The sequence below is a fragment of the Arthrobacter sp. StoSoilA2 genome (assembly GCF_019977195.1).
Lineage (GTDB): Bacteria > Actinomycetota > Actinomycetes > Actinomycetales > Micrococcaceae > Arthrobacter.
Genome location: NZ_AP024643.1, coordinates 2701072 through 2722325, shown reverse-complemented (window position 1 = coordinate 2722325; position 21254 = coordinate 2701072). Strand labels below are relative to the sequence as shown.

The following is a 21254-nucleotide window of genomic DNA, read 5'->3' as shown; positions in this document are numbered from 1 at the left end:
TGCCTCAGTCCGGCAGGCGGTTTGATGCCGTAGGGAGGTGCGCGGCCCACCATGCAAGGATGTGCTCGAACCGTTGCTTGCGGTGATGCGGCGTACCGGAGCGGGACAATTCATGGTCCTCCCCCGGAAAGACCAGCAACGAGGTCTCAATCCCTCTCTCCTTCAGCACGGCGAAGTAACGCTGCCCCTGTTCCAGAGGACACCGAAGATCGTTTTCGCTGTGGATTACCAATGTCGGTGTCTCCACCGAGTCTGCTACGGCCAAAGGGCTCTGTGCCACCAGCTGCCCGGGCGTCGCTCCGGCGTACTCGCCACCAAAAAACCAGCCGATGTCGGACGTTCCCGCGAAGCTGACCGGATCCAGGAACCCGCGCTCGACAACTGCCCCTTTGAAACGGTGGTCGTGTGCAATGGTCCAGGCCGTGAGATAGCCGCCATATGATCCGCCCATGATGCCCGTACGATCTGTATCCAAAGTTGTATGCGTGGACAACGCAGCGTCCAGGAAGGCGAGCACGTCCTGCATGTCCAGGGTCCCCATGCGCTCCTTGATGGCGCGCCCATGGGTCTGTCCATAGCCCGACGATCCCCGCGGGTTGCACATGGCTACTGCGTATCCCGCAGCCGCATAGACTTGCGCTTCGTCGAAGAAGGCTCCCGTGTATTGGGAGAACGGACCCCCGTGGATAGTGAGCAGGACAGGGTGTGGCCCTGGTCCGTCAGGCAGCAGCAACCAACCGTGCACCGGGTACCCGTCCTTCGCATCCGCCTGGAATTCCATGGGCTCACTGACGCGGGAACTATTCCGCAGTTCCGCCGAGAAGTCCGTCAGCAGGCGCAGTTCACCTCGCTCCAGGGAGGCGACGTCGCCAGCGGTGGAGGCGTCCTGGAAGCTCACGGCTATTTCGCCGTTGGCGGCTACGGTGGCTCCATTGACTACCCGGGCTCCATGGACCAGAGGAGTAACGCTGCCTGCCGCGGTGATATCGAGGAGCTCCACGCTGCCCAGCGCCGTGTTCAGTACAAGGACGCTGTCAGGTCCGCTCGGTTCCAGCGGACCTGAGACGTCCAAATGCTCGACGTCGGTGAGGGCAACCGCATCTCCCCCGCTGACAGGCATTGAGTAGAGAACGCCGTTGCGCGCCACAAAATCCCGACCTGTATCGCCCAGGTCCTGCGCGGTGAAGAAGAGCGATCGGCCATCGGCGGACGCCCGCACGGCCGTGACGGTCTGCAGTTTTGGATTGTTGGGTTTGATGGGCTCTGGCTCGCCGCCTGTTGCCTTAATCCGGTACACGGACGTTACGAGGTCGTCATCATGCCCGTCATGGAGAGCCGCTACGAAATATATGAAGCTGCCGTCAGCCGAGAAGCACGGCGCCTCGTGGTCCGATTCGCCGAACGTCATCTGCATTGCAGTGGGGACTCCGGTTACCTTGGCGCCAGGCTGTTCGCGGGCGGCTCTGCCACGGGGAATGACAACAGGCTCGCCACCCAATTCCGGCACGTCAACCACGAACAGTTGCTGGCGTTGGTCCAGGACGTACCCCAGACCGTTCATCTGGTACTGGTTCACGGCGATAAGCCGGGCGTCTTCGCTTCCGGAAGCAACGCCGTCGACCGTTCCATATCGGCCCGGTTCCGCAACACGGCTGGTGAACACCACGCGATGGGAATCGGGAGACCACGCAAACCCGTTCACCCCGCCGTGCTGATCCGTGACCTGCTGTGGTTCGCCCCCTGCCGACTCCACAACGAACAATTGTGCTTTTCCCTCAAAGTCGCTCCGCAGGAAGGCCAAAACCAGGCCGTCAGGGGAGAAAGCCGGTGAAGTGTCCCTGAACCCACGGGTGATACGTCGCGGGCGCTTGCTGGTGTCCAGCGGTACATTGCACAATTGACCGACGTAGGCATCGGCGTCGAAATCAGGCCTGACGACGGATACCACGGCTTTGGTGCCGTCCGGATGGATGGCCGGGGCGGAGACGGAGTTCAACAAAGGCAGTTGCTCGGGTTTCACCTTGGTGAGCCTAGCCCCGCAGCCCTGGCGCAGGCACCAGACACTCCGGCCCAACGTAGGATTGAATCCATGTTGTCCGATGCCGTTGCCGCCCTCCGCTGTCCCGTTTGCGAAGGGCGGTTCCAGCTGGCCGGGGATCCACAGCGGAGGCTTGTTTGCGATTCCGGGCATGTCTTCGATGCCGCAAAACAGGGTTACTTCAACCTGCTCACGGGTAAGGGCACAGTCTTCGAAGCTGATTCGGCGCAAATGGTGGGCGCCCGGCAGCGATTCCTGGACAGCGGACATTACGCTGCTTTGGCTGACCGCGTCGCGGGTCTGGCAGCCGCATCGCTGCAGCGGCCCGGGGCCGTGGTTCTCGACGCCGGAACCGGCACCGGGCACTACCTCCACCGCGTTCTGGAAACCACCCCGGCTTCTGCAATCGGGCTGGACATTTCCAAATTCGCACTACGGCGGGCCGCACGACTCAACGGGGATGCTGCCAACCTCGTCTGGGACATTTGGCGCCGGTTGCCCGTCGCCGACGACGCCGTGGATGTGGTCCTTGTGGTGTTCGCCCCGAGGAACCCGGCAGAGTTCGCCCGGGTGCTGCGGCCGGGTGGACAGCTGATTGTGGTGACGCCGCAGCCAGGACATTTGGCTGAAATCGCTGCCCGAACTGGAATGCTCAGTATTGAGGAAGGCAAGGCCGAGCGCCTGGCTGAATCCTTGGGCGGCTATTTCCGCGCGAATTCAGCGTACAACCTGGACATGCCCCTCACCCTCAAGGGCTCCGAGTTGGCCGACATCGCCTACATGGGGCCGGCCGGTCACCACATCAAGCCCGAAGAACTCGCACAGCTGGCCGCTGCGGATGGACCCGTAGCAACCACGGCGAAGTTCCGTATCAGCCTCTTCACCGTGGGTGCTTCGGCTTCCTGACGAGGAACTCAGCGTCGGGCTAGGATGGAGGAACAGCGACTGTGACCCCGTCTACGGCGGGGTCCGGGACCAAGGGGGAAATGATGTTTGAATGGCTCGGCGAGAATTGGTGGGCCCTCTGGCTCACGGTCTTCCTCGCGTTCGCGGTGGTGGAGATGCTAACCCTCGACCTCTTCTTCATCATGCTCGGCGGCGGCGCACTGGCAGGGCTCATTGCCGACTTCGCCGGGGCCGATTTCTGGCTCCAGATCGTCATCTTCAGCGTGGTCTCCCTCTTGATGATCGCCTTTGTCCGGCCGGTTGCCCTGAAACACCTGCATAAAGGACCAGCAGAACAGCGGACGAATATCGACCGGCTCATCGGTCAGCCCGCCCTGGTCATTGAAGCGGTCACGGGCACCAGCGGTCTGGTCAAGATCGGCGGCGACGTCTGGAGCGCGCGCAGCACCGCTGGAGTCCTGGACGCCGGCGCTACCGTTCAGGTCACCAGGATTGACGGCGCGACGGCGGTAGTTGCCTCGCCTGCCGAAAACAGCCCGCGCTGATTCGAACCGGAAAACCAGAATTCTGCGGACAGGTTGGCAGCCTGCCCGCAAAAGGCCAAAGCAAGCCACGCAATTGGGGAATCAAGGAGACGCATGGACGGTTTAGGAGGAACAGCGGCAGCAGTTGTGCTGATTGTTCTCGTCATTTTTGTCATCATCGTGTTGGTCCGCTCGGTAAGGATCATCCCGCAGGCGCGTGCCGGCGTCGTTGAACGCCTCGGCAAGTACCAGCGCACGCTCAACCCGGGCCTTACCATCCTGATTCCATTCGTCGATCGGCTCCTGCCGTTGCTCGACCTCCGTGAGCAGGTGGTGTCCTTCCCGCCGCAACCAGTCATCACCGAGGACAACCTCGTGGTTTCGATCGACACCGTGGTCTACTTCCAGGTGACGGACCCACGGGCAGCCACGTACGAAATCGCCAATTACATCCAGGCGGTTGAGCAGCTGACCACGACAACTCTTCGTAACGTTGTAGGTGGCCTCAACCTCGAAGAGGCACTGACCTCCCGCGACCAGATCAATGGCCAGCTGCGTGGAGTGTTGGATGAAGCAACAGGCCGCTGGGGCATCCGCGTCTCGCGTGTGGAACTGAAGGCTATTGATCCGCCCCACTCCATCCAGGACTCGATGGAAAAGCAGATGCGTGCAGAGCGCGACCGTCGAGCAGCCATCCTGACGGCTGAGGGAACCAAGCAGTCACAAATCCTTACAGCAGAAGGCCAGCGCCAAGCTGCCATCCTTGCAGCTGAAGGTGATGCCAAGGCCGCTATCCTTCGGGCAGACGGTGAAGCCCAGGCCATCCAGAAAGTCTTTGACGCCATCCACAAGGGCAACCCGGACCAGAAGCTCTTGGCTTACCAGTACCTGCAGACGCTACCCAAGCTGGCTGAGGGCAGTTCCAACAAGCTCTGGATCATCCCCAGTGAAGTTGGCGAGGCCCTGAAGGGCATTGGCAGTGCGCTCGGGGGCGCCAATGGTGACTCCGATGCTGCCGGCTTCTTTGGCGGCAGCAACAAAGTTGCTGCTTCGGAGCCAGTAACTCCCGTGGAATCCACTACGGCATCACAGTCAAGGCTCACAGAGTAACTCTGTGTGAGGCAGGTGAGCGGTCAGCCAAACGGCTGGCCGCTCATCGCCTTGTGCACTGCTTTTGGGTACTGACCATCGATCCGCGTATAATGGGATATTTGTCCGGCTGGTTCAGTGTGGATGGAACATTAAAGCTTGGCCAGGCGTTGCAATTAGTGATGCAAGGTGTGCAGAGGTAGTCCGTAGGGACCGCGAAAACGGCTTACGGCTAGCGCGGAGTTCAGGCTCCGCGAACAGACAGAGGGAGTAATCATGAGCGATCGCAGCCTGCGGGGTATGCGTCTTGGCGCCCAAAGCATGGAAACCGAGTCCGGCGTTGAACCGGCACCGCGCCAGCGGGTTGAATACCGCTGCGAGGATGGCGAGCAGGTCTTCGTCACCTTCTCTGCTGAAGCCGAGATCCCCCCTGTTTGGGTTTCCAAGACTGGCAAGGAAGCCTTGCTCGTAGACGGCGAGCGTCCCGTGGACGCCAACGAGAAGGCCGTCCGTACCCACTGGGACATGCTCCTGGAACGCCGCAGCCTTCCGGAGCTGGAGCAGATCCTTGAGGATCGTTTGAACATCCTGCGTGAGCGCCGCGGAGAGCGCCGCTCAGCTTAGTCTTTGGACTCAAATGGAAAGGCCGGATCGGTTCCTTGCGGAACCGGTCCGGCCTTTTCTTTCTGGAAGCTACTTCTGCTTTGCGAGGGCCGGCTGTTTGCCGGTGAGCTTGGCCCAGCGTGCTGCCAGGCCCCATTTAGTGACGTTGATCATGGCTTCCACCACGATGTTGCCGCTCATCTTCGATGCGCCGAGTTCCCGCTCAACGAAGGTGATGGGGCGCTCCTCAATGCGCAGGCCGAGCTTGGCAACACGCCACGCAAGGTCAACCTGGAAGCCGTAACCCACTGAATCCACTTCGTCCAATTTGAGGGCTTCAAGTGTGCTGCGGCGGAAAGCCCGGTAGCCGCCGGTGACGTCCTTGATTTTCAAGCCAAGCATGATGCGGGCATAAGTGCTGCCGATGCGCGAGATTGCCTGGCGGTAGAGCGGCCAGTTCACAACACTGCCTCCCGGTACCCAGCGCGAGCCCATGGCGAGGTCGGCGCCTTCTTTCACCGCATCAAGGAGGAGGGGCAGTTGCTCGGGCTTGTGGGAACCATCGGCGTCCATCTCCACGAGGACGTCATACCCGGCGGCAAGGCCCCACTTGAAGCCGGCTATGTAGGCCGCGCCAAGGCCTTCCTTGCCTTTGCGGTGCAGTACGTGCACTTGCTTGTCCTCGGCGGCTATGCCGTCAGCAAGTTGTCCCGTGCCGTCCGGGCTGTTGTCATCAACCACCAGGACGTCCGATTCAGGCACTGCGGTCCGCAGCCGACCCAATGTCTTGGGGAGCGATTCCAGCTCGTTGTAGGTAGGGATGATCGTCAGGACACGCAAGAAGAGGCCTTTCCTTGATGGAGCGGTCAGTGTGCCGGACCAGCCTCAAGGCTGGCGTTCTGGCGCAACTCTCCATTATAGGACGATCCTGTGCACTGCTAAGGGCAGCTGTGGCCCCGGCCACACAAACTTAAGCGCTGCGGGCAGGTCCATAGACCCAGGACCAGTGTTGTCCGGACAGGTAAATTGCCGGACGAACTGTTTTCTGGGGCCCTATGGGCCTGCCCACTCGCGTACCGCCACCAGGCGACGTCCTGGCCGCGACCAGACCATTACTCCCGGGATCACCCCAAGCCTTAACGATCCGTTGAGCCTCAATGTTACGGACTTTACAAAAGCTGTCAACCCGCGGTTGACCTGCGCGTTCGTGCATCGTCCCAGTTCAGGCGGAGCATTCGAAGGCAAGGAAATAGTGCCCTCAGACCCGGAGGGATTCGTGAGCGAAGAGCTCCTGGCCTTCCCTCACCGTCTGCAGGCAGACCGGATCACTGCCGGTATCCAGGGCCGGGAGCAAGGGCGTGCGGGCACGGGGATCGGTGCTCCAGGACTGCACACGGCTATCCGCTACCTGGACCATGAGTTCCTCAACTTCCCAAACCGCGAAGCTGGCCGGCGCACCGGGCACGAGTTGGCCCATCAGAGGGTTTCTGTGCTTGGTGGCCCGCCAGCCTGCCCGTGTGTGGCCAAGGAACGCCGCACGGGCTGAAATGCGCTGGTCCAGGTTGCTGTGTTCCAGGCAGGCCCGGATGCTTGACCAAGGGCTGAGTGGTGTCACGGGGCTATCGCTGCCAAAGGTGATTGGAACTCCGCTGGCGTAGAACGCAGCCAAGGTGTTCATGGCCTTGCTGCGTCCGCCAAGCCGTTGCTCGTAGAGACCTCCGGACCCTCCCCACATAGCATCGAATGCCGGTTGCATGCTGACTGTCACCGAGTATTTGGCCAGCTTCTCGACTGCAGCCTGATCGGCAAGCTCAACATGTTCAAAGCGGTGGCCTGCTGCGCGGATCCGCTGCTCCCCCACCTCGGCGGCTGCGGCGTCCAATGCGTCAAGCGCAACATCAAGGCCGGCATCGCCAATGATGTGGAAACCGGCCTGGACGCCCAGGAGTGAGCACGCAGCAAGGTGCTTGGCGGCCTCATCCACTGAAAGATACAAAGTGCCGCGTTGGCCCGGCGCATCGGAATAATCCTGTCTCAAGGCAGCTGTCCGTGACCCGATGGAACCGTCGATGTTCAGGTCACCCGCCAGGCCCAGGACCCCGGGGCCCAGCCCGTCCAGGATCGTGCGGGCGTGATCCTCCGATGACGCCAGCTCGCCCCAATACGGCAGAACCTGCGGTTTTCCGGTCTGCCTGTTCCAGGACATGGCCATGCGAAGATCTTCCGGGCCGCAAATGTGTGGGGCCGACATTTCAGCCAAGGCAACGTAGCCGTTGGAAGCCGCATAATGCAGGGCGCGTTCCTGATATCCACTCCGTTCGGCGTCACTGAACCTCCGCGCCGCGAGACGGGCGGCGGTGTGGGCTGTCCTGACTACGCGACCACTATCCCCGGAGAAGCCGTCCATGCCGGCAAGGCCTGCCGACGCCGCCAGGGAGGATGAAACCAGGGCGGAGTGAACGTCAATGCGGGAAAGGTAAACCTGCCTCCCGCCGGAGGCCTGCTCCAGCTCTTCCAGCGTTGGAAGCGTGGCATCCTGCCAGGTTGTTTCATCCCAACCGTGGCCAATGACAGTGCCTGAACCGCTGGCGGCAGCAACGGCGTCGAGCAGTTCCCGGGCAGACCGCACACCCGTCAAGGACAGTCCAGCCAAAGCGAGGCCCGTCTCCGTCAGGTGCGCATGGGAGTCGACAAAGCCCGGTGCCACGAGGGCCCCCCGAAGATCAATGACGTCCATGGTGGAATCCTCGATGGACGTCGCTGCTTGTTCGGATCCCACCCACGCGACCGTGTCACCATCCACCACCATGGCGGTAGCGAACGGATCGGCAGCGGTATAGATCGAACCGTTCCGGTAAAGGGTGACCTTACGGACGTTTTCGTCGGGACGGTCGCCGGCGGACAGGCCTGGCTGGTTCATGCGGTGTGCTCCTCGAGCGTTTGAAGAAGGTCTGGGTCTCGAAAACGGTTCCGGGTCAGGCGACGGTTGAGTAAGCCACGACACCCCGGCGGACCAGGTCGATGGATTCACGGCAGATCCGCGCCAAGCGGGGATCCAGTTGTGGAATTTTGGCGAGTTGGTCCAGGAGGTCAACCACTTGCTTTGCCCAACGGACGAAGTCGCCCGCAGCAAGGTCAGTGCCGCTGAGGACGTCCTGAAGATGGCGGCCTTTGGCCCACTTATACATGGGCCACATGAGGCCCAGCTCCGGTTCGCCGGTCAGCGGAAGCCGGTTCTGTTCCTCAATGTCCTCAAGTTGCGACCATTCCCGAACGACGATGTCGACCGCCGTTTCCAGTGCAACCGAGGGCATCCTCGGGCGAAGGCCCCGGTCTTCGCGCTTTGCCTGGTACACCAGGGTGCTGGCCAAGGAGGCCAGCTCGGCAGCATCGAGATCGTTGATGGCACCACGCCTGATGGACTGTGAAATAAGCAGGTCCTTCTCACCGTAGATGCGGCGCAGCCGCTGCCCATCCGTGCTGATGGTGACCTTCCCGGCGTCGTCGGTTTCGAGGTAGCCATAGGCGGAGAGGACGTCGCATACGCGATCGAACGTCTTGGCAATCGTGTTGGTCCTGCTTTGGATCTGGCGGACCAGGCCGTCGGTCTCCTTGCGAAGTTTCCACCAACGCTCCCCCCAACGGGCGTGGTCCTCGCGCTCACTGCAGCCATGGCAGGGATGCGCCCTGAGCGCCCTGCGTAGTTCAGTGATCTTCTGTTCCTGGTCCTGGGCACGCGAGCCCAGACCGAAGTCCTCGTGCCTGCTGTTCCGCCTGGGGCGGGGTGCTTCATCGCTGATCGCGTTCCGCATGGAGGCTGCAAGATCACGGCGGGACTTGGGCACCTTGGCGTTGAACGACTTGGGAATCCGAATGCGGGTCACCGGGGAAATGGGGCCGTCGAGGTCATGGACGCCGATACGACGCAGCTGGTTGTCCGAGGTGAGGACAGACGGCCGCGGTTCGCGGGCATTGGGATCGACATCAAGCACGACGGCGTGTCCGGCTAACCTGCCACTGGAGACGGTAATGACGTCCCCGGGTATGAGCCGGGTCAAGGAATCAGCCACTCTGGACTTCCGGGCGCGCTGGTGGTCGCGCGCCGCGAACTGCTCAGCGTCGCTGAGTTCGCGGCGGAGCCGGGCATACTCCGTGAAGTCGCCGAGGTGGCATTCCATGGACTTGGCGTAGCCGGCCAATGATTCTTCGCGTCCACGGACTTGCCTGGCGAGGCCCACCACGGAACGGTCCGCTTGGAACTGCGCGAAGGACGACTCAAGGATCTCGCGCGCCCGCACCCGGCCGAATTGGGCAATCAGGTTGATGCTCATGTTGTAGGTGGGCGTGAAGCTGGAGTTCAGCGGATACGTGCGGCGTGACGCCAAGCCTGCCACTGCCGCCGGGTCCGTTCCGGGCTGCCATAGGACCACGGCGTGGCCCTCGACGTCGATGCCGCGGCGTCCGGCCCGACCGGTCAGCTGCGTGTACTCCCCCGCCGTGATGTTGACGTGGGCTTCCCCGTTGAATTTTTCGAGCTTTTCCAGCACCACGCAGCGCGCAGGCATGTTGACTCCGAGTGCCAAGGTTTCAGTAGCGAACACCGCCTTGACCAGGCCATCCGCAAACAGTTTCTCCACTACCTCCTTGAAGGTGGGCAGCATGCCCGCGTGATGAGCCGCAAAGCCCCGGATGAGGCCGTCGCGCCAGCCCCAGAAACCCAGGACATCAAGGTCGTCTGCAGGAATTTCGTGGCTTGCTTCGTCCACGCGCTGGGCGATGATCTGCTGTTCGCGCTCAGTGGTGAGCCACAGGCCGGACGCCGCGCACTGGGCCACCGCAGCATCACAACCTGCCCGGGAGAAGATGAACGTGATGGCAGGCAACAGGCCCTGGCGGTTAAGGCTCTCAATGACCTGCGGACGGCTTGCTTTCCGAACCGGGCTGCGCTGCTCCGGGCTCTGCCGCTCATCCCGGTAGCGGTCCTGCCGACGGCGGCTCCGGCCACCATGGCCGAAGCGGCCGTTGAAGTTCATACGGCTCTCGGATCGGGCCATTGCCAACAAATCCGGGTTCACTTCGAATTCAGGGCCGGTAACTGCCTGCCTGGCCGTGGAGGTCACAAGACTCTTGGCTGCGATCTTTCGGCTTTCTGCCGGAAGGACGGCCTCGTCAACGGCATCCTCAACATCGCTGAGATCCGGTACCTCGGTGTCCGGTATCTGTGGGGCGATTTCATCGAAAGTGGTATCGCCGGCAAAGAGGTCAACGATCTCCCTGCCCACCATGACGTGCTGCCACAGTGGCACGGGCCGGTGCTCGGACACGATGACGTCAGTATCGCCCCGAACGGTATCCAGCCACGCACCAAACTCTTCAGCATTGGACACAGTGGCGCTCAGCGAAGCAACCTGCACTTCACTGGGCAAGTGAATAATGACTTCCTCCCAGACGGCTCCGCGGAAGCGGTCTGCGAGGTAGTGGACCTCGTCCATGACGACGAAGCCGAGGTCGCCGAGTGTCTCCGAGTCGGCATAGAGCATATTGCGGAGGACTTCGGTGGTCATCACCACAACGGGCGCCTCACCGTTGATGGTTGTATCGCCCGTCAGCAGGCCAACGTTGGCAGAGCCATACTTGGCGGCGAGCTCGGAGAACTTCTGGTTGCTCAGCGCCTTGATGGGTGTTGTGTAGAACGCTTTGAGGCCACGTTCCAGAGCCAGGTAGATGGCAAATTCGCCAACGATCGTCTTGCCGGCACCGGTAGGCGCCGCGACGAGGACGCCTCTGCCCTCCTGCAATGAGCGGCACGCCTCACGTTGGAAGTCGTCCAATTCGAAGTCCAGGGAACGGGCAAAGGCACCAAGATATGTCTTGGCCTCAGCTGCCCGGTGAGCGGCCGCCTGGTAGCGGTCTGATGGTGATTGGGACCCGGAAATGGAGGACATGCACCAAGCCTAATGGCCTGAGGTCTAGAGATTCTCCAGATCCGAGGCCGGGGTGGCAATATCTGCCGTGGCTTCGGTCTCAGCAGCACGCTTGATGGCACGACGTTCCCGCCGGCGGTCATTCCAGAGACAGACACCGATGGCAGCAAAGAACAGAAGCAGCATGGGCGCCGCCAAGTAGAACATGCTCATGGCGTCGGCACCCGGGGCAGCCATGGCCGCAAACAGGCAGACCAGGAAGATGGTGATCCGCCAGCTTTTGACCAGTTGCTTGCCCTTGATGATTCCTGCCAGGTTCAGCCCAACCAGCACCACCGGCACCAGGAAGGCGATTCCAAAAGCCAGAAGAAGCCTGAGGACAAACGCAAGGTAGATTTCGGCACTAATGAAGTTTGAAGCGCCGGTGGGTGTGAAGTCCGTGAGGACACGCACGGCGTTGGGCAACACCAGCCATGCCAGCAGGACGCCGCCGATAAACAGCGGAACGGCAGCTGCTACAAACGACAGAGCCAACCTGCGCTCTTTCTTGTGCAGGCCCGGGACTATGAATGCCCACAGCTGGTAGATCCAGACAGGACTGGAAAGGATCACGCCAAGGAATACGGAAACCTGGACCATGAGGTCGAATGAGCTGGCTACGCCATCAAAGTTCAGGCTGGCAGCGCGGCCTTCTTTTTCATTGAGGTCTTTGATCGGCTTGATCAGGGCTTCCAAGAGGGGTTGGTAGACGATGAAGCCCAGCACCGTCCCAAGAATAACGCCGATGGCAGCCTTGAAGAGCCGGTTCTTGAGCTCCTTAAGATGGTCAAGGAGCGCCATCCGGGCTTCGGGGTTGGCCTTGCGCCCCTTCGTCTCTACCACTTCTTCTTAGACGCGGTTGGAGGGCGGAACGTCGGTCTCGCCGTTGTTCTTGGCCTTTACGTCCGGGTGGTCTACAACCCTGCCTTCGACGGCGTCAGAGGGTTCCTGGGTTTCCTTCTTTTCGGAGGAACCGTCCTTTTTCATTTCCCGGACTTCAGACTTGAAGATACGCATCGACTGTCCAATGCTGCGCGCCATGGACGGCAGCTTTGGTGCAGCGAAAAGCACCAGAGCCAAAACGATGATGATGATGAGATGCCAGCCTTCGAGCCTCATGTGGGGAGGTCCTTTCCTTTTGGATACATCCTACGTCTATCTGAATTCAATGTCGTGCAGGGATTGGGGCTGACCCCGCTCTGCTTTGCGCTGAACGCGCTTCTGGCGACGAACTTCCTGGCGGAAGGCTTTGGCCGTCAGGTAATCATGACGCATCTGCTCCGGCGAGGCAAAAATTGCAGATCCCGGCTCCGGGTGGCGTTCCGGAGCCTCAACATCGGAGGTTTCTGCGGCAGGAGAAAGATGGCTGAAACGTTTGCCGGCGTCCCCTAATTCATGAACAGTGGCCATGAATTTCCTGAACAGCCGGTAACCCAGGGTCACATGGAGGAGCAACGACAGGGCTATGAGCGCGATCCACAGCAGGATCCAAAACCACCAAGGCATCTGAGTAGTCTAGCCAGCCATGATGTCCGACGAGGAAACGGCACCGTATTGGTCAAGCGCCGCCGTGAGCCAAGCCTGGACTTCCTGGCGCAACTGCGCAGGGTCCAGCACCCGCACTGTCCCTCCATGTTGGGACACAAACATCGGTAACCACTCCACATTTCCAAAGCGCACCTCGGCAAGCAGCCCGCCGTCGGGCAACTCAGCCGTGCGTTCGGCGTAGTAGTCATCAGCCAGGCCAGCGCCCTGCCGGGTCAATTCAAGCACCACCAGGACGTCGTCGTCGCTGGGCGTGAAGAGCCTTGCCGGAAAGTCTGCATCAGCAGTTGCTGTTCCGGAGACGGGACGGCCATTGGGTTCCAGGGATTGCACGCGGTCCAGCCGGAAATTCCGGAGTCCCGACTTGCTATGGCAGTAGGCCTCGAAGTACCAGGTGTTGTCCAGGGAGTACAGCCGCAGGGGATCCACGTCGCGCTCGGTTACTTCGTCCCGCTGCGGGGAAAGGTAGCTCAGGCGCAGTTGCTGGCCGTCCCTGATGGCGTGGGTAATGGTTGCGAACGCCCCCGATTGCTCGGGTGCCACCGACTGGCCCGCAACTGCCCCGGCCAGGCGTCCGGCCTGTCCTGCAGCGCCCGTCAATTTGATGGTCACAGACTCCAGGGCGCTGCCCGGTTCGTCCTCGGCCAAACCTGCCAGTGCAGGTAGATCGCCGAGCATCGACAATCCAGTCAGCAGCGCGGCGGCTTCGTCCTCGCTGAAGCGCACAGGACGGTTAAGGTCCAGATGCTCCGTGATGTACACATGGTCGTTTTCCCACTGGATGTCCAGGAGGTCGTCCGGGTAGCCCCCGGGCAGCCCGGAACAGATCAGTATCTTGAGGTCGTCAATGAGGGCTTTGCGGCTGATGCCAAAGCGGTCCGCTACCTCCTGCACGTGCAGGCCCTGATGATGGACGAGGAACGGCACCAACTGCAGCATGCGCGTGAGTTGGTCTTCGGACGTTCGCTTCCTTGATCGCTGCGCGCGCGCAGCCTCGGGAAATTCCACGGGGATGGCCGGAGACGCATTGAAGTCCGCAGCGCTTTTGAGCCGGCGTACGACGGCGGCACGCAGCTCGGCAGGTTCAAGCACTTTGACGTGGGGACCATACGAGGCCAGTTCCTCGGCGAACTGCCCGGGGTCCCGGAAGTCCACGACCAGCCTGTCCCGGCCGCCTGTTCCCTTCCCAGCCCGTTCATCCCCGGAGCCGGTGGAAACAGCACGTTTGCGCAGGGCGAGGAGGCGTCCCTCGTCTACGTCCAGGACAGCCTGCTGCAAGGGAAGTTCGTTGAGGGAATCCAGCTCCGCCCGGGCGTTGAAACCGGCTGGCGGCTCGAAGGAACTGCCCGGTATGACGGAGACGGCGGTGGTCATGCGTGACAACCTGAAAATCCTCTTGGCGGCCCTCCCCCGGTCGAATCCCACGAGGTACCACTGCCCGAACCGGCTCCCCAGGCCCCACGGTTCCACCTCGCGTACTTCCTCACGGCCGGTGCTTCCGGCGAGGTAGCCGAAGCGGACCGCATGGCGGCCGTGCATGGCTCCAACGACGTCGTCGAATGCTTGTCCGGCTGGCTTGATCCGCGGCTGGACGCCGGCAGGCAGGTCGACGTCGGTGAATCCACCTGCCGCCTGCAGCTTGCGGACGGCATTGACTGCGGCGTTTCCGAGGGCAGCACGTTCCCACAACTGGGCGGCAAGGAGGAGGACAGTGGATTCAGCGGGAGTCAGGCTGACATCAGGAAGTCTGTTGGAGTCCTTGCCGATGCGGTAGCGGGTTGATGCGGGGTCCTCGGACCCGAAATTACGCGGGTCCGTGAGGGTCTCGATCTCAAAGCCGAACTGTTTCAGATCCACTTTGTCGCGCTCGAACATCCGTCCGAATGCGACGTCGTTTTCGGCGGTGTCGTGATAGACCTTCTCCCGCAGGACGGAGCGCGGAAGGCCCACCCTGGTATTGAGCAAGGCAAGCAGGAGGTTCAGGAGTCGTTCAGTGCGGGATGCGGACACGGTTGCTACGTTACTAAAGTCCTGGGCGAAAGCAGCAAGGCGCGTCACCGGCCCGGCAAAGCCGGGTGGTAACGCGCCTTGGCAGGAAGCTTGCGCCCTAGCGGACAGCTACGAGGTCGACGACGAAGATCAAGGCCTCGTTGGGCTTGATTGCTCCGCCGGCGCCACGGGATCCGTACGCCAGTTCTGAAGGGATCTCAAGGCGGCGACGGCCGCCAACCTTCATACCCAACAGGCCCTGGTCCCAGCCCTGGATGACCTGGCCCACACCAACACGGAAGTCCAGCGGAGCGCCACGGCCCCAGGAAGCGTCGAACTCTTCGCCCGTGGACCAGGCGACGCCAACGTAGTGGGTGGAAACGGTGTCGCCGGCTTTGGCCTCGGCGCCGGAACCCTCAATGAGGTCCGTGATGACGAGCTCGGTGGGAACGTCGCCTTCCGGGAAGTCGATTTCGGGCTTGGTGCGGTCGAAGTCACGCTGACCAAATGACATGGTTGCTCCTTGGTGTGAGGGACGAATGGTGTCAGGAACCAGCTTAGCCAGTCCCGGATCAGGTGGCTGCCTACTTGACGCCGAGGATGTCAACGACGAAGACGAGATCGCCCTTGGCTTCACCCTGTCCAGCAGCGCCATAAGCAAGGTCCTGCGGGATGACCAGAAGGACGCGGGAGCCGACGGTCTTGCCTTCCAGGCCTTGGGTCCAGCCCTTGATGACACCGGAAAGCGCGAAGCTTGCTGTCTGTCCCCGGTCAAAGCTCGAATCGAACTTCTGGCCGCCCACAAGATTGACGCCAACGTAATTCACCGTGAGGGTGTCAGTAGCCTTAACAGCAGCGCCGGAGCCCTTGATGAGGTCCTGTGCGATGAGTTCCTTCGGAGCGGCTGCGCCTTCAACGGAGATCTGCGGGATGCCCTTGTCGTCTTCCTTCACGGTGGGGAGCCCAGCCGGAGGAGTGATTGTCTCACCTTCCGGCTTTGACAGGACCGGAGCGGCTTCCTTGGCGGAAAGCAGCTTGAAAACCACCAACTGCGTAGAGCCGGCGGCAGCGCCCGTGGCTGCCGAACCCGGCGCGGCGAACGCGATGTGGGAACCGATCTTGGCGCCAACAATGGCGTTGTAGATCAGCTCGTTGCCCTTTTTGAGCTCGTCATTCAGCTCAATGGGCTGGGGGCCGTTCTTGTAGACGTCTTCAACGGTCTTGCCGTCATTGCCATCCACGGCGATGTATGCGAGCTCGGCAACCTGGCCGGCCTTGATACGGTCGCCGTTGCCTTCACTGACTACCTTGATGGTAGGTTCAGCGACGGTGAGCGGCTTGGTGAAGTCCAGGCCAGGGGCCTTGTCATCTCCGTTGTCGGTCACCTTGACGGAATCGAGTTTGGAGACATCGCCCGATGACTGGCTGGTGGGCTCCGCGGCTGGCGTGCCCCCGCCCCCACACGCAGTGATGAGCAGCAGGGCAGGAAGAAGAATTGCTAGGAGTCGGCGCACAAAAAAGACACTTTCGTCGGGGCAAAGGACACTCGGAAAGGCGCATGGCAGATCCAAGGCAATGGCCTCTTGGAAAGAGGCCACAGTCCAGAATAGCCCGTGAAGCTGGGAGTACGCTCAGAAAGGCTGTTAGCCCATGGAGTCCAGGAGCGCATCAACGCGGTCGTCCACGCTGCGGAAGGGGTCCTTGCAGAGGATTGTCTGGTGTGCGCGGTCGTTGAGCTTCAAGTGCACCCAGTCCACCGTGTAGTCGCGTCCGAGCTCCTGCGCCCTCCGGACGAAGTCTCCCCGCAGCTTGGCCCGGGTTGTCTGTGGAGGAGTGTCAACAGCGTCCTTCACTTCGGTTTCGGGAACCAAACGCCGCGCGGCATCCCGTGATTGCAGCAGGAAGAAGAGGCCGCGCTGGCGTGAAATGTCGTGGTAGGTGAGATCCAGTTGAGCAATGCGGGGCGAGTCCAGGCTGAGGTCGTGCCGGCGCATGTAACCGTCCATCAGCTTCTTCTTGATGGCCCAGTCCACTTCGGTGTCGATAGTGCTGGTATCGCCACTTTCGATGGCGTCCAGGGTCCGCTCCCACAAGTCGAGAATAAGCGGCACGTGGGCATTATGTGCGCCGTTCGCGGCCACGAACTCTGTGACCTTTGCAAGGTACTCGCGCTGGATATCGAGCGCCGAGAGCTGCCTGCCGTTTGCCAGGCGGACCAAAGCGCTGCCCGTGAGGTCATGCGAAATTTCCCGGATGCTCCGGATGGGGTTCTCCATTCGCATGTCCCGCATGATCACCCCTGCCTCGATCATGCGCAGGATCAGGTCAACCGTGCCCACCTTGAGGAGCGCGGAGGTTTCGGACATGTTGGAATCACCCACGATCACATGGAGCCGACGATAGAACTCGGCATCGGCATGCGGCTCGTCACGGGTGTTGATAATGGGGCGTGACCTGGTGGTGGCAGAAGACACACCTTCCCAGATGTGGTCTGCCCGCTGTGAGAAGGCAAAAGTTGCACCATGGGGTGTCTTCAGGACTTTGCCTGCTCCCGCGATGAGTTGACGGGTCACCAGGAACGGGATGAGGATCTCGGCCAACCTTGAGAACTCTCCCCGACGCGGTATGAGGTAATTTTCGTGGCTTCCGTAGGAGTTTCCGGCGGAGTCGGTGTTGTTCTTGAAGAGGTACACCGTGCCATTGAAACCCTCCGCGGCGAGCCGGGCCTGGGCCTCATCAACGAGGTCGTCCAGGATGAGCTCTCCGGCGCGGTCGTGGGCGATGAGTTGCGCGAGGTCATCGCATTCCGCGGTGGCGTATTCCGGGTGCGAACCAACGTCCAGGTACAGGCGTGAACCGTTGGTCAGGAAGACGTTGGAAGACCTGCCCCAGCTCACCACCTTGCGGAACAAATAGCGGGCCACTTCTTCGGGGGCCAAAGGACGTGAGTCGGGGCTGGAATAGGAAATCCCAAACTCCGTCTCGATGCCGAATATGCGTTTGTCCATCTCAAGCCTCCTCTGTGAGCAGCTGTGTCATGTCCTCGGGGAGCAGACGCCGGAAAGCCCGGCGGGAACCCCGGTGACTCTCTGAAGCGCGGTCCAGAACGGCAGCTTCGACGGCGGTCGCCGGGAGGGCGTCGGCTTCCTTGTCCGTCGCCAAAGCACGCAAAGCCAATCTCATGGCCCCGGCAAAACCAAGCTCGGGCTCCCAAGCCCCGCTTACGACGTCGGAAATCTGGTCGGCAAGTCCACCCATCACCACGAAGCCGTTCTCATCGGCAATCGAGCCATCAAAGGTGAGCCGGTACAGGTGGTCCTGCTCTTGCGCCAGGCCGACTTCAGCCACGGCCAGTTCCACTTCGAACGGCTTTTGTTCGGCGGTGAACACTGCGCCGAGGCTCTGCGCGTAGACGCTTGCCAATCCCCGGGCGGTCACGTCTTCGCGGTCGTACGAGTAGCCACGGACATCCGCGTACCGCACACCGGCCTGTCTGAGGCTTTCGAACTCGTTGTACTTGCCCACTGCCGCGAAAGCGATTTTGTCGTAGATCTCGCCGATTTTATGCAGCGAAGGTGACGGGTTCTCAGCGATCAACGCGATGCCGTCAGCACAACTGATCACCACTACGGAGCGGCCGCGGGCAATGCCCTTCCGTGCGAAATCCGCACGGTCCTTCATCAGCTGTTCGGGCGAAACATAGAACTGCTGCGTCATGTCAGGCCTCCCGTCCGGCGATGGCACGGGATTCGACGATGGCACCGGCTATCGCCGCCAGGTCCCGTTCAGGTACCCGGCGATTACCGGCACGGTTGACCGTGTAAACCACTGGCCACAGCTGGCGGACGGGGTCCGGGCCGCCCGTTGCGGAGTCGTCGTCCGCGGCGTCGTAGAGCGCCTCAACCGCGACGGCCACAGCCTGTTCTTCCGAAAGGTTCGGCTTCCAAAGTTTCTTCAGGGCTCCACGTGCAAAAACTGAACCGGAACCCACGGAGTGGTGTTCCTGTTCTTCATAGCGCCCACCGGTGACGTCGTAGGAGAAAAGCCGTCCGGTGCCCGATACGTGGTCGAAACCGGCAAACAAGGGAATCACCGCCATTCCCTGCATTGCCATGGGCAAATTGCCGCGGATCATCGCACCCAAACGGTTCGCCTTGCCCACGAGGCTAAGGAGCGTGCCCTCAATTTTCTCGTAGTGTTCCAGTTCCACCTGGAAGAGCCGCGTGATATCGATTGCCAGGCCCGCCGTACCGGCAATACCCAGGACCGAATACTGGTCCGCGGGAAAGACCTTCTCAATGTGCCGGCTGGCGATCACGTTTCCCATGGTTGCCCGCCGGTCCCCTGCCATCAGCACGCCGCCGGCATACGTCAAGGCGACGATGGTGGTCGCGTGCGGCGAGGACGGAACGGTACCGGCCGGCAACGTTTGGTTGAACGGAAGGAGTTCGGGACGCGAGCGTTGAAGGTGCTCCGTGAATGAAGACGTTGCCTGGGTGGCCAGGGGGCCGGTTGATGGGTCCTGCATTGCTGCACTCCTTCGACTCTGCATTCCGATGCCCGGTGGCCTCGCGCCAGCCGGGCAGTACATGGTTTGTCCGGGTCCGCTTACTGGCCGCCCTTTTGGACGAAGGCCCTGACGAACTCTTCAGCGTTGGATTCCAGGACGCCATCGATTTCGTCAAGGAGGTCGTCCACACCCTGGGTGGCATCCGAGGCCTGGGCTTCGGGTGCTGCCGGTGGTGCCTCCGGGACGTCTACTTCAGTCTCAGTATCCCGTGACTGCGGTTGCTGCTGCTCCTGAGCTGCCATTTCCATCTCCCTACTGTCAGCCCCCGTTCGTGGGGACTTCCTACTGCCATATTGCCACGCCGTGGGCTGCTGCGCCCGGCTTTGCCAAGGCACCATTTTTGCCCGTGGCTGAATGCCTCAGTCCTTGGGCGGCGGCGGTTTTTGGCCCAGCAATTCGGCCAGGAACGAGCCCGCCTCCTGATGCCGGTCAAACAGGGCTCCTGTGAGCGCCCGGGTCCCCCGAAGTGGTTCGCGGGTGGGAACACGCTGCAGTTTCCCAAGTCCCGGAACATCGAAGATGACCGAGTCCCAACTGGCGCCAACGACGTCCTTGCCGAAGCTTGAAACGCACCGTCCGCGGAAATACGCCCGTGTGTCCGACGGCGGTTCACCCACCGCCCTGGCGATGTCGGCGTCGTCGACGATCCGGATCATCCTGTCCCTGGACAGCATCCGGTAGTAAAGGCCCTTCTCCGGCCGGATATCGGACCATTGGAGATCGACCAACCCGAGCCGGGCATCGTCCCAACCAAGGCCGTCGCGGTTCCGATACCCCTCAAGGAGGGACTTCTTGGCTATCCATTCCACGGATGACGCCGCAGCAGCGGGATCGCTGCCCAGCAGTGACAGGGTCGATTCCCAGCGTTCAAGTACGCCATGCGTGTGCCCGTCGCCAGTGACGGAATCGGCAACTCCGGTCTCCTGCGCCAGCTTTGCGGCAGCTTCGTAGTACATCCACTGGATATCCAGGGCGGTCACCCGCCGTCCATCCAGCAGTCTTACGGTAGTGGCCAAAGTTGTGTCATGACTGATGGCCTGCAGTGCCTGAACGGGTTCATGGACTTCGATGCGGGGCGCCTGGCCGGCTTCAATGAGGCTGAGAACCATGGCCGTGGTGCCGAACTTCAGATAGTTGGAAACCTGGCTGAGGTTCGCATCGCCGATAATGACGTGAAGCCGCCGGTACTTATCCGCGGTCGCGTGAGGCTCGTCCCGGGTGTTGATGATGGGGCGTCGGATAGTGGTCTCCAGGCCCACCTCAGCCTCGAAGAAGTCTGCCCGTTGGCTGATCTGGTAGCCGGCCGTGGAACTGTCCTGTCCGATCCCCACACGCCCGGCCCCACAAATCACCTGCCGGGACACGAAGAATGGTGTGAGTCCCCGGATGATGTCGCCAAAAGGAACTGAACGGGGCATGAGGTAATTCTCGTGCGAGCCGTAGGACACCGATTTGTTGTCCGTGTTGTTCTTGTAGAGATTGATCGGCGGAAGGCTGGTGTCTGCCGCTACTTTCCTCACCGTGGCAAGTGCTACGAGATCGCCGGCAGCGTCCCAGGCCACCGCATCCCGCGGGTTGGTGACTTCAGGGCTTGAGTACTCCGGGTGTGCATGGTCCACGTAAAGGCGGGCGCCGTTCCCGAGGACCATGTTCATGAGGAGCGAACCGGATTCGTCCTGGCCATCCAGTTCCAATTCCTGGCGGCCATACGCCAACGCGACTGCCTCGGCGTCGAGCACTGGCGGCTGGTCAGTCAGCTGGCTGGGATCGGCACTTGCCCGGTCAACCGTCCAGCCGCGGGCATCGTGCAAGGGTTCTTCGTCCGTATAGTCCCACCGCGTTTCCGCTCCCCCGGCGGCACGTTGGCGGGTGACCGTCGCATAGGCCTGGATGATCCGGGCGGACATCATGGTGGCGTTGGCCCCGGGCGCCGATGGCGCATGGATTCCGTACTCGGTTTCGGAACCCATGACGCGCATGGCGCCGCCTACAGGCAACCTTTCCGCGGGTACACCCTCGGTTTTGGC

At 61.7% G+C, this 21254-nt stretch carries 19 protein-coding genes; 4 read left to right on the top strand and 15 right to left on the bottom strand.

The window, feature by feature from the left end; all coding sequences use genetic code 11:
* Positions 1-4: 4 nt before the first annotated feature.
* Entirely contained in the window at positions 5-2020 is a 2016-nt protein-coding gene (locus LDN82_RS12300) for a S9 family peptidase (RefSeq protein WP_224164428.1), read from the bottom strand.
* Positions 2021-2089: 69 nt separating this feature from the next.
* Here LDN82_RS12300 and LDN82_RS12295 point away from each other — a divergent pair, with 69 nt between their 5' ends.
* The 4 genes from LDN82_RS12295 (at position 2090) to LDN82_RS12280 (ending at position 5181) form a co-directional block, all read left to right on the top strand.
* On the top strand, positions 2090-2944 hold the full coding sequence (locus LDN82_RS12295; protein WP_224164427.1) for a methyltransferase domain-containing protein: 855 nt from the start codon (positions 2090-2092) through the stop codon (positions 2942-2944).
* A gap of 83 nt (positions 2945-3027) precedes the next feature.
* Positions 3028-3489, top strand: a complete 462-nt coding sequence (locus tag LDN82_RS12290; RefSeq protein ID WP_216925837.1) for an NfeD family protein — start codon at positions 3028-3030, stop codon at positions 3487-3489.
* Between the two features lie 93 nt (positions 3490-3582).
* Complete coding sequence (locus LDN82_RS12285) at positions 3583-4578, top strand: SPFH domain-containing protein (protein WP_224164426.1); 996 nt, start codon at positions 3583-3585, stop codon at positions 4576-4578.
* A 255-nt stretch (positions 4579-4833) separates the two neighbouring features.
* Complete coding sequence (locus LDN82_RS12280; RefSeq protein ID WP_021470504.1) at positions 4834-5181, top strand: RNA polymerase-binding protein RbpA; 348 nt, start codon at positions 4834-4836, stop codon at positions 5179-5181.
* Between the two features lie 69 nt (positions 5182-5250).
* Here LDN82_RS12280 and LDN82_RS12275 read toward each other — a convergent pair whose 3' ends face one another.
* From LDN82_RS12275 to dop, 14 genes are all read right to left on the bottom strand, one after another.
* A complete protein-coding gene (locus tag LDN82_RS12275) occupies positions 5251-6000 on the bottom strand; it encodes a polyprenol monophosphomannose synthase (protein WP_224164425.1) in 750 nt (249 codons plus the stop codon).
* A gap of 418 nt (positions 6001-6418) precedes the next feature.
* Positions 6419-8080 (bottom strand): amidohydrolase family protein, encoded by a 1662-nt coding sequence (locus LDN82_RS12270; protein WP_224164424.1) that lies wholly within the window; start codon positions 8078-8080, stop codon positions 6419-6421.
* A 55-nt stretch (positions 8081-8135) separates the two neighbouring features.
* The gene (locus LDN82_RS12265) at positions 8136-11105 is read right to left on the bottom strand and encodes a DEAD/DEAH box helicase (protein ID WP_224164423.1); all 2970 of its coding nucleotides are present in this window, start codon (positions 11103-11105) and stop codon (positions 8136-8138) included.
* A 24-nt stretch (positions 11106-11129) separates the two neighbouring features.
* Entirely contained in the window at positions 11130-11966 is an 837-nt protein-coding gene (tatC, locus tag LDN82_RS12260) for a twin-arginine translocase subunit TatC (RefSeq protein ID WP_224090396.1), read from the bottom strand.
* Between the two features lie 6 nt (positions 11967-11972).
* Complete coding sequence (gene tatA / locus LDN82_RS12255; protein WP_224090393.1) at positions 11973-12242, bottom strand: Sec-independent protein translocase subunit TatA; 270 nt, start codon at positions 12240-12242, stop codon at positions 11973-11975.
* A gap of 36 nt (positions 12243-12278) precedes the next feature.
* The gene (locus tag LDN82_RS12250; RefSeq protein ID WP_224090391.1) at positions 12279-12629 is read right to left on the bottom strand and encodes a hypothetical protein; all 351 of its coding nucleotides are present in this window, start codon (positions 12627-12629) and stop codon (positions 12279-12281) included.
* 9 nt (positions 12630-12638) lie between these two features.
* Positions 12639-14678 (bottom strand): WYL domain-containing protein, encoded by a 2040-nt coding sequence (locus tag LDN82_RS12245; protein ID WP_224164422.1) that lies wholly within the window; start codon positions 14676-14678, stop codon positions 12639-12641.
* A gap of 97 nt (positions 14679-14775) precedes the next feature.
* Positions 14776-15171 (bottom strand): FKBP-type peptidyl-prolyl cis-trans isomerase, encoded by a 396-nt coding sequence (locus LDN82_RS12240; RefSeq protein WP_216925697.1) that lies wholly within the window; start codon positions 15169-15171, stop codon positions 14776-14778.
* A gap of 70 nt (positions 15172-15241) precedes the next feature.
* On the bottom strand, positions 15242-16171 hold the full coding sequence (locus tag LDN82_RS12235; RefSeq protein WP_224164421.1) for an FKBP-type peptidyl-prolyl cis-trans isomerase: 930 nt from the start codon (positions 16169-16171) through the stop codon (positions 15242-15244).
* A gap of 129 nt (positions 16172-16300) precedes the next feature.
* Entirely contained in the window at positions 16301-17665 is a 1365-nt protein-coding gene (gene pafA, locus LDN82_RS12230; RefSeq protein WP_224164420.1) for a Pup--protein ligase, read from the bottom strand.
* Between the two features lies 1 nt (position 17666).
* The gene (prcA, locus tag LDN82_RS12225) at positions 17667-18374 is read right to left on the bottom strand and encodes a proteasome subunit alpha (RefSeq protein ID WP_224164419.1); all 708 of its coding nucleotides are present in this window, start codon (positions 18372-18374) and stop codon (positions 17667-17669) included.
* 1 nt (position 18375) lies between these two features.
* The gene (gene prcB / locus LDN82_RS12220; RefSeq protein ID WP_224090384.1) at positions 18376-19185 is read right to left on the bottom strand and encodes a proteasome subunit beta; all 810 of its coding nucleotides are present in this window, start codon (positions 19183-19185) and stop codon (positions 18376-18378) included.
* Positions 19186-19265: 80 nt separating this feature from the next.
* Positions 19266-19469 (bottom strand): ubiquitin-like protein Pup, encoded by a 204-nt coding sequence (locus tag LDN82_RS12215; RefSeq protein ID WP_216925702.1) that lies wholly within the window; start codon positions 19467-19469, stop codon positions 19266-19268.
* A gap of 117 nt (positions 19470-19586) precedes the next feature.
* The gene (dop, locus tag LDN82_RS12210; protein ID WP_224167530.1) at positions 19587-21206 is read right to left on the bottom strand and encodes a depupylase/deamidase Dop; all 1620 of its coding nucleotides are present in this window, start codon (positions 21204-21206) and stop codon (positions 19587-19589) included.
* Positions 21207-21254: the final 48 nt, after the last annotated feature.

Bases quoted from the DNA above. Each gene is read 5' to 3' on its own strand.
- LDN82_RS12295 (WP_224164427.1), top strand. From the start codon at position 2,090: ATGTTGTCCGATGCCGTTGCCGCCCTCCGCTGTCCCGTTTGCGAAGGG.
- LDN82_RS12290 (WP_216925837.1), top strand. From the start codon at position 3,028: ATGTTTGAATGGCTCGGCGAGAATTGGTGGGCCCTCTGGCTCACGGTC.
- LDN82_RS12285 (WP_224164426.1), top strand. From the start codon at position 3,583: ATGGACGGTTTAGGAGGAACAGCGGCAGCAGTTGTGCTGATTGTTCTC.
- LDN82_RS12280 (WP_021470504.1), top strand. From the start codon at position 4,834: ATGAGCGATCGCAGCCTGCGGGGTATGCGTCTTGGCGCCCAAAGCATG.
- LDN82_RS12270 (WP_224164424.1), bottom strand. From the start codon at position 8,080: ATGAACCAGCCAGGCCTGTCCGCCGGCGACCGTCCCGACGAAAACGTC.
- LDN82_RS12265 (WP_224164423.1), bottom strand. From the start codon at position 11,105: ATGTCCTCCATTTCCGGGTCCCAATCACCATCAGACCGCTACCAGGCG.
- tatA (WP_224090393.1), bottom strand. From the start codon at position 12,242: ATGAGGCTCGAAGGCTGGCATCTCATCATCATCATCGTTTTGGCTCTG.
- LDN82_RS12250 (WP_224090391.1), bottom strand. From the start codon at position 12,629: ATGCCTTGGTGGTTTTGGATCCTGCTGTGGATCGCGCTCATAGCCCTG.
- LDN82_RS12240 (WP_216925697.1), bottom strand. From the start codon at position 15,171: ATGTCATTTGGTCAGCGTGACTTCGACCGCACCAAGCCCGAAATCGAC.
- pafA (WP_224164420.1), bottom strand. From the start codon at position 17,665: ATGGACAAACGCATATTCGGCATCGAGACGGAGTTTGGGATTTCCTAT.
- prcA (WP_224164419.1), bottom strand. From the start codon at position 18,374: ATGACGCAGCAGTTCTATGTTTCGCCCGAACAGCTGATGAAGGACCGT.
- prcB (WP_224090384.1), bottom strand. From the start codon at position 19,185: ATGCAGGACCCATCAACCGGCCCCCTGGCCACCCAGGCAACGTCTTCA.
- LDN82_RS12215 (WP_216925702.1), bottom strand. From the start codon at position 19,469: ATGGCAGCTCAGGAGCAGCAGCAACCGCAGTCACGGGATACTGAGACT.
- dop (WP_224167530.1), bottom strand. From the start codon at position 21,206: ATGCGCGTCATGGGTTCCGAAACCGAGTACGGAATCCATGCGCCATCG.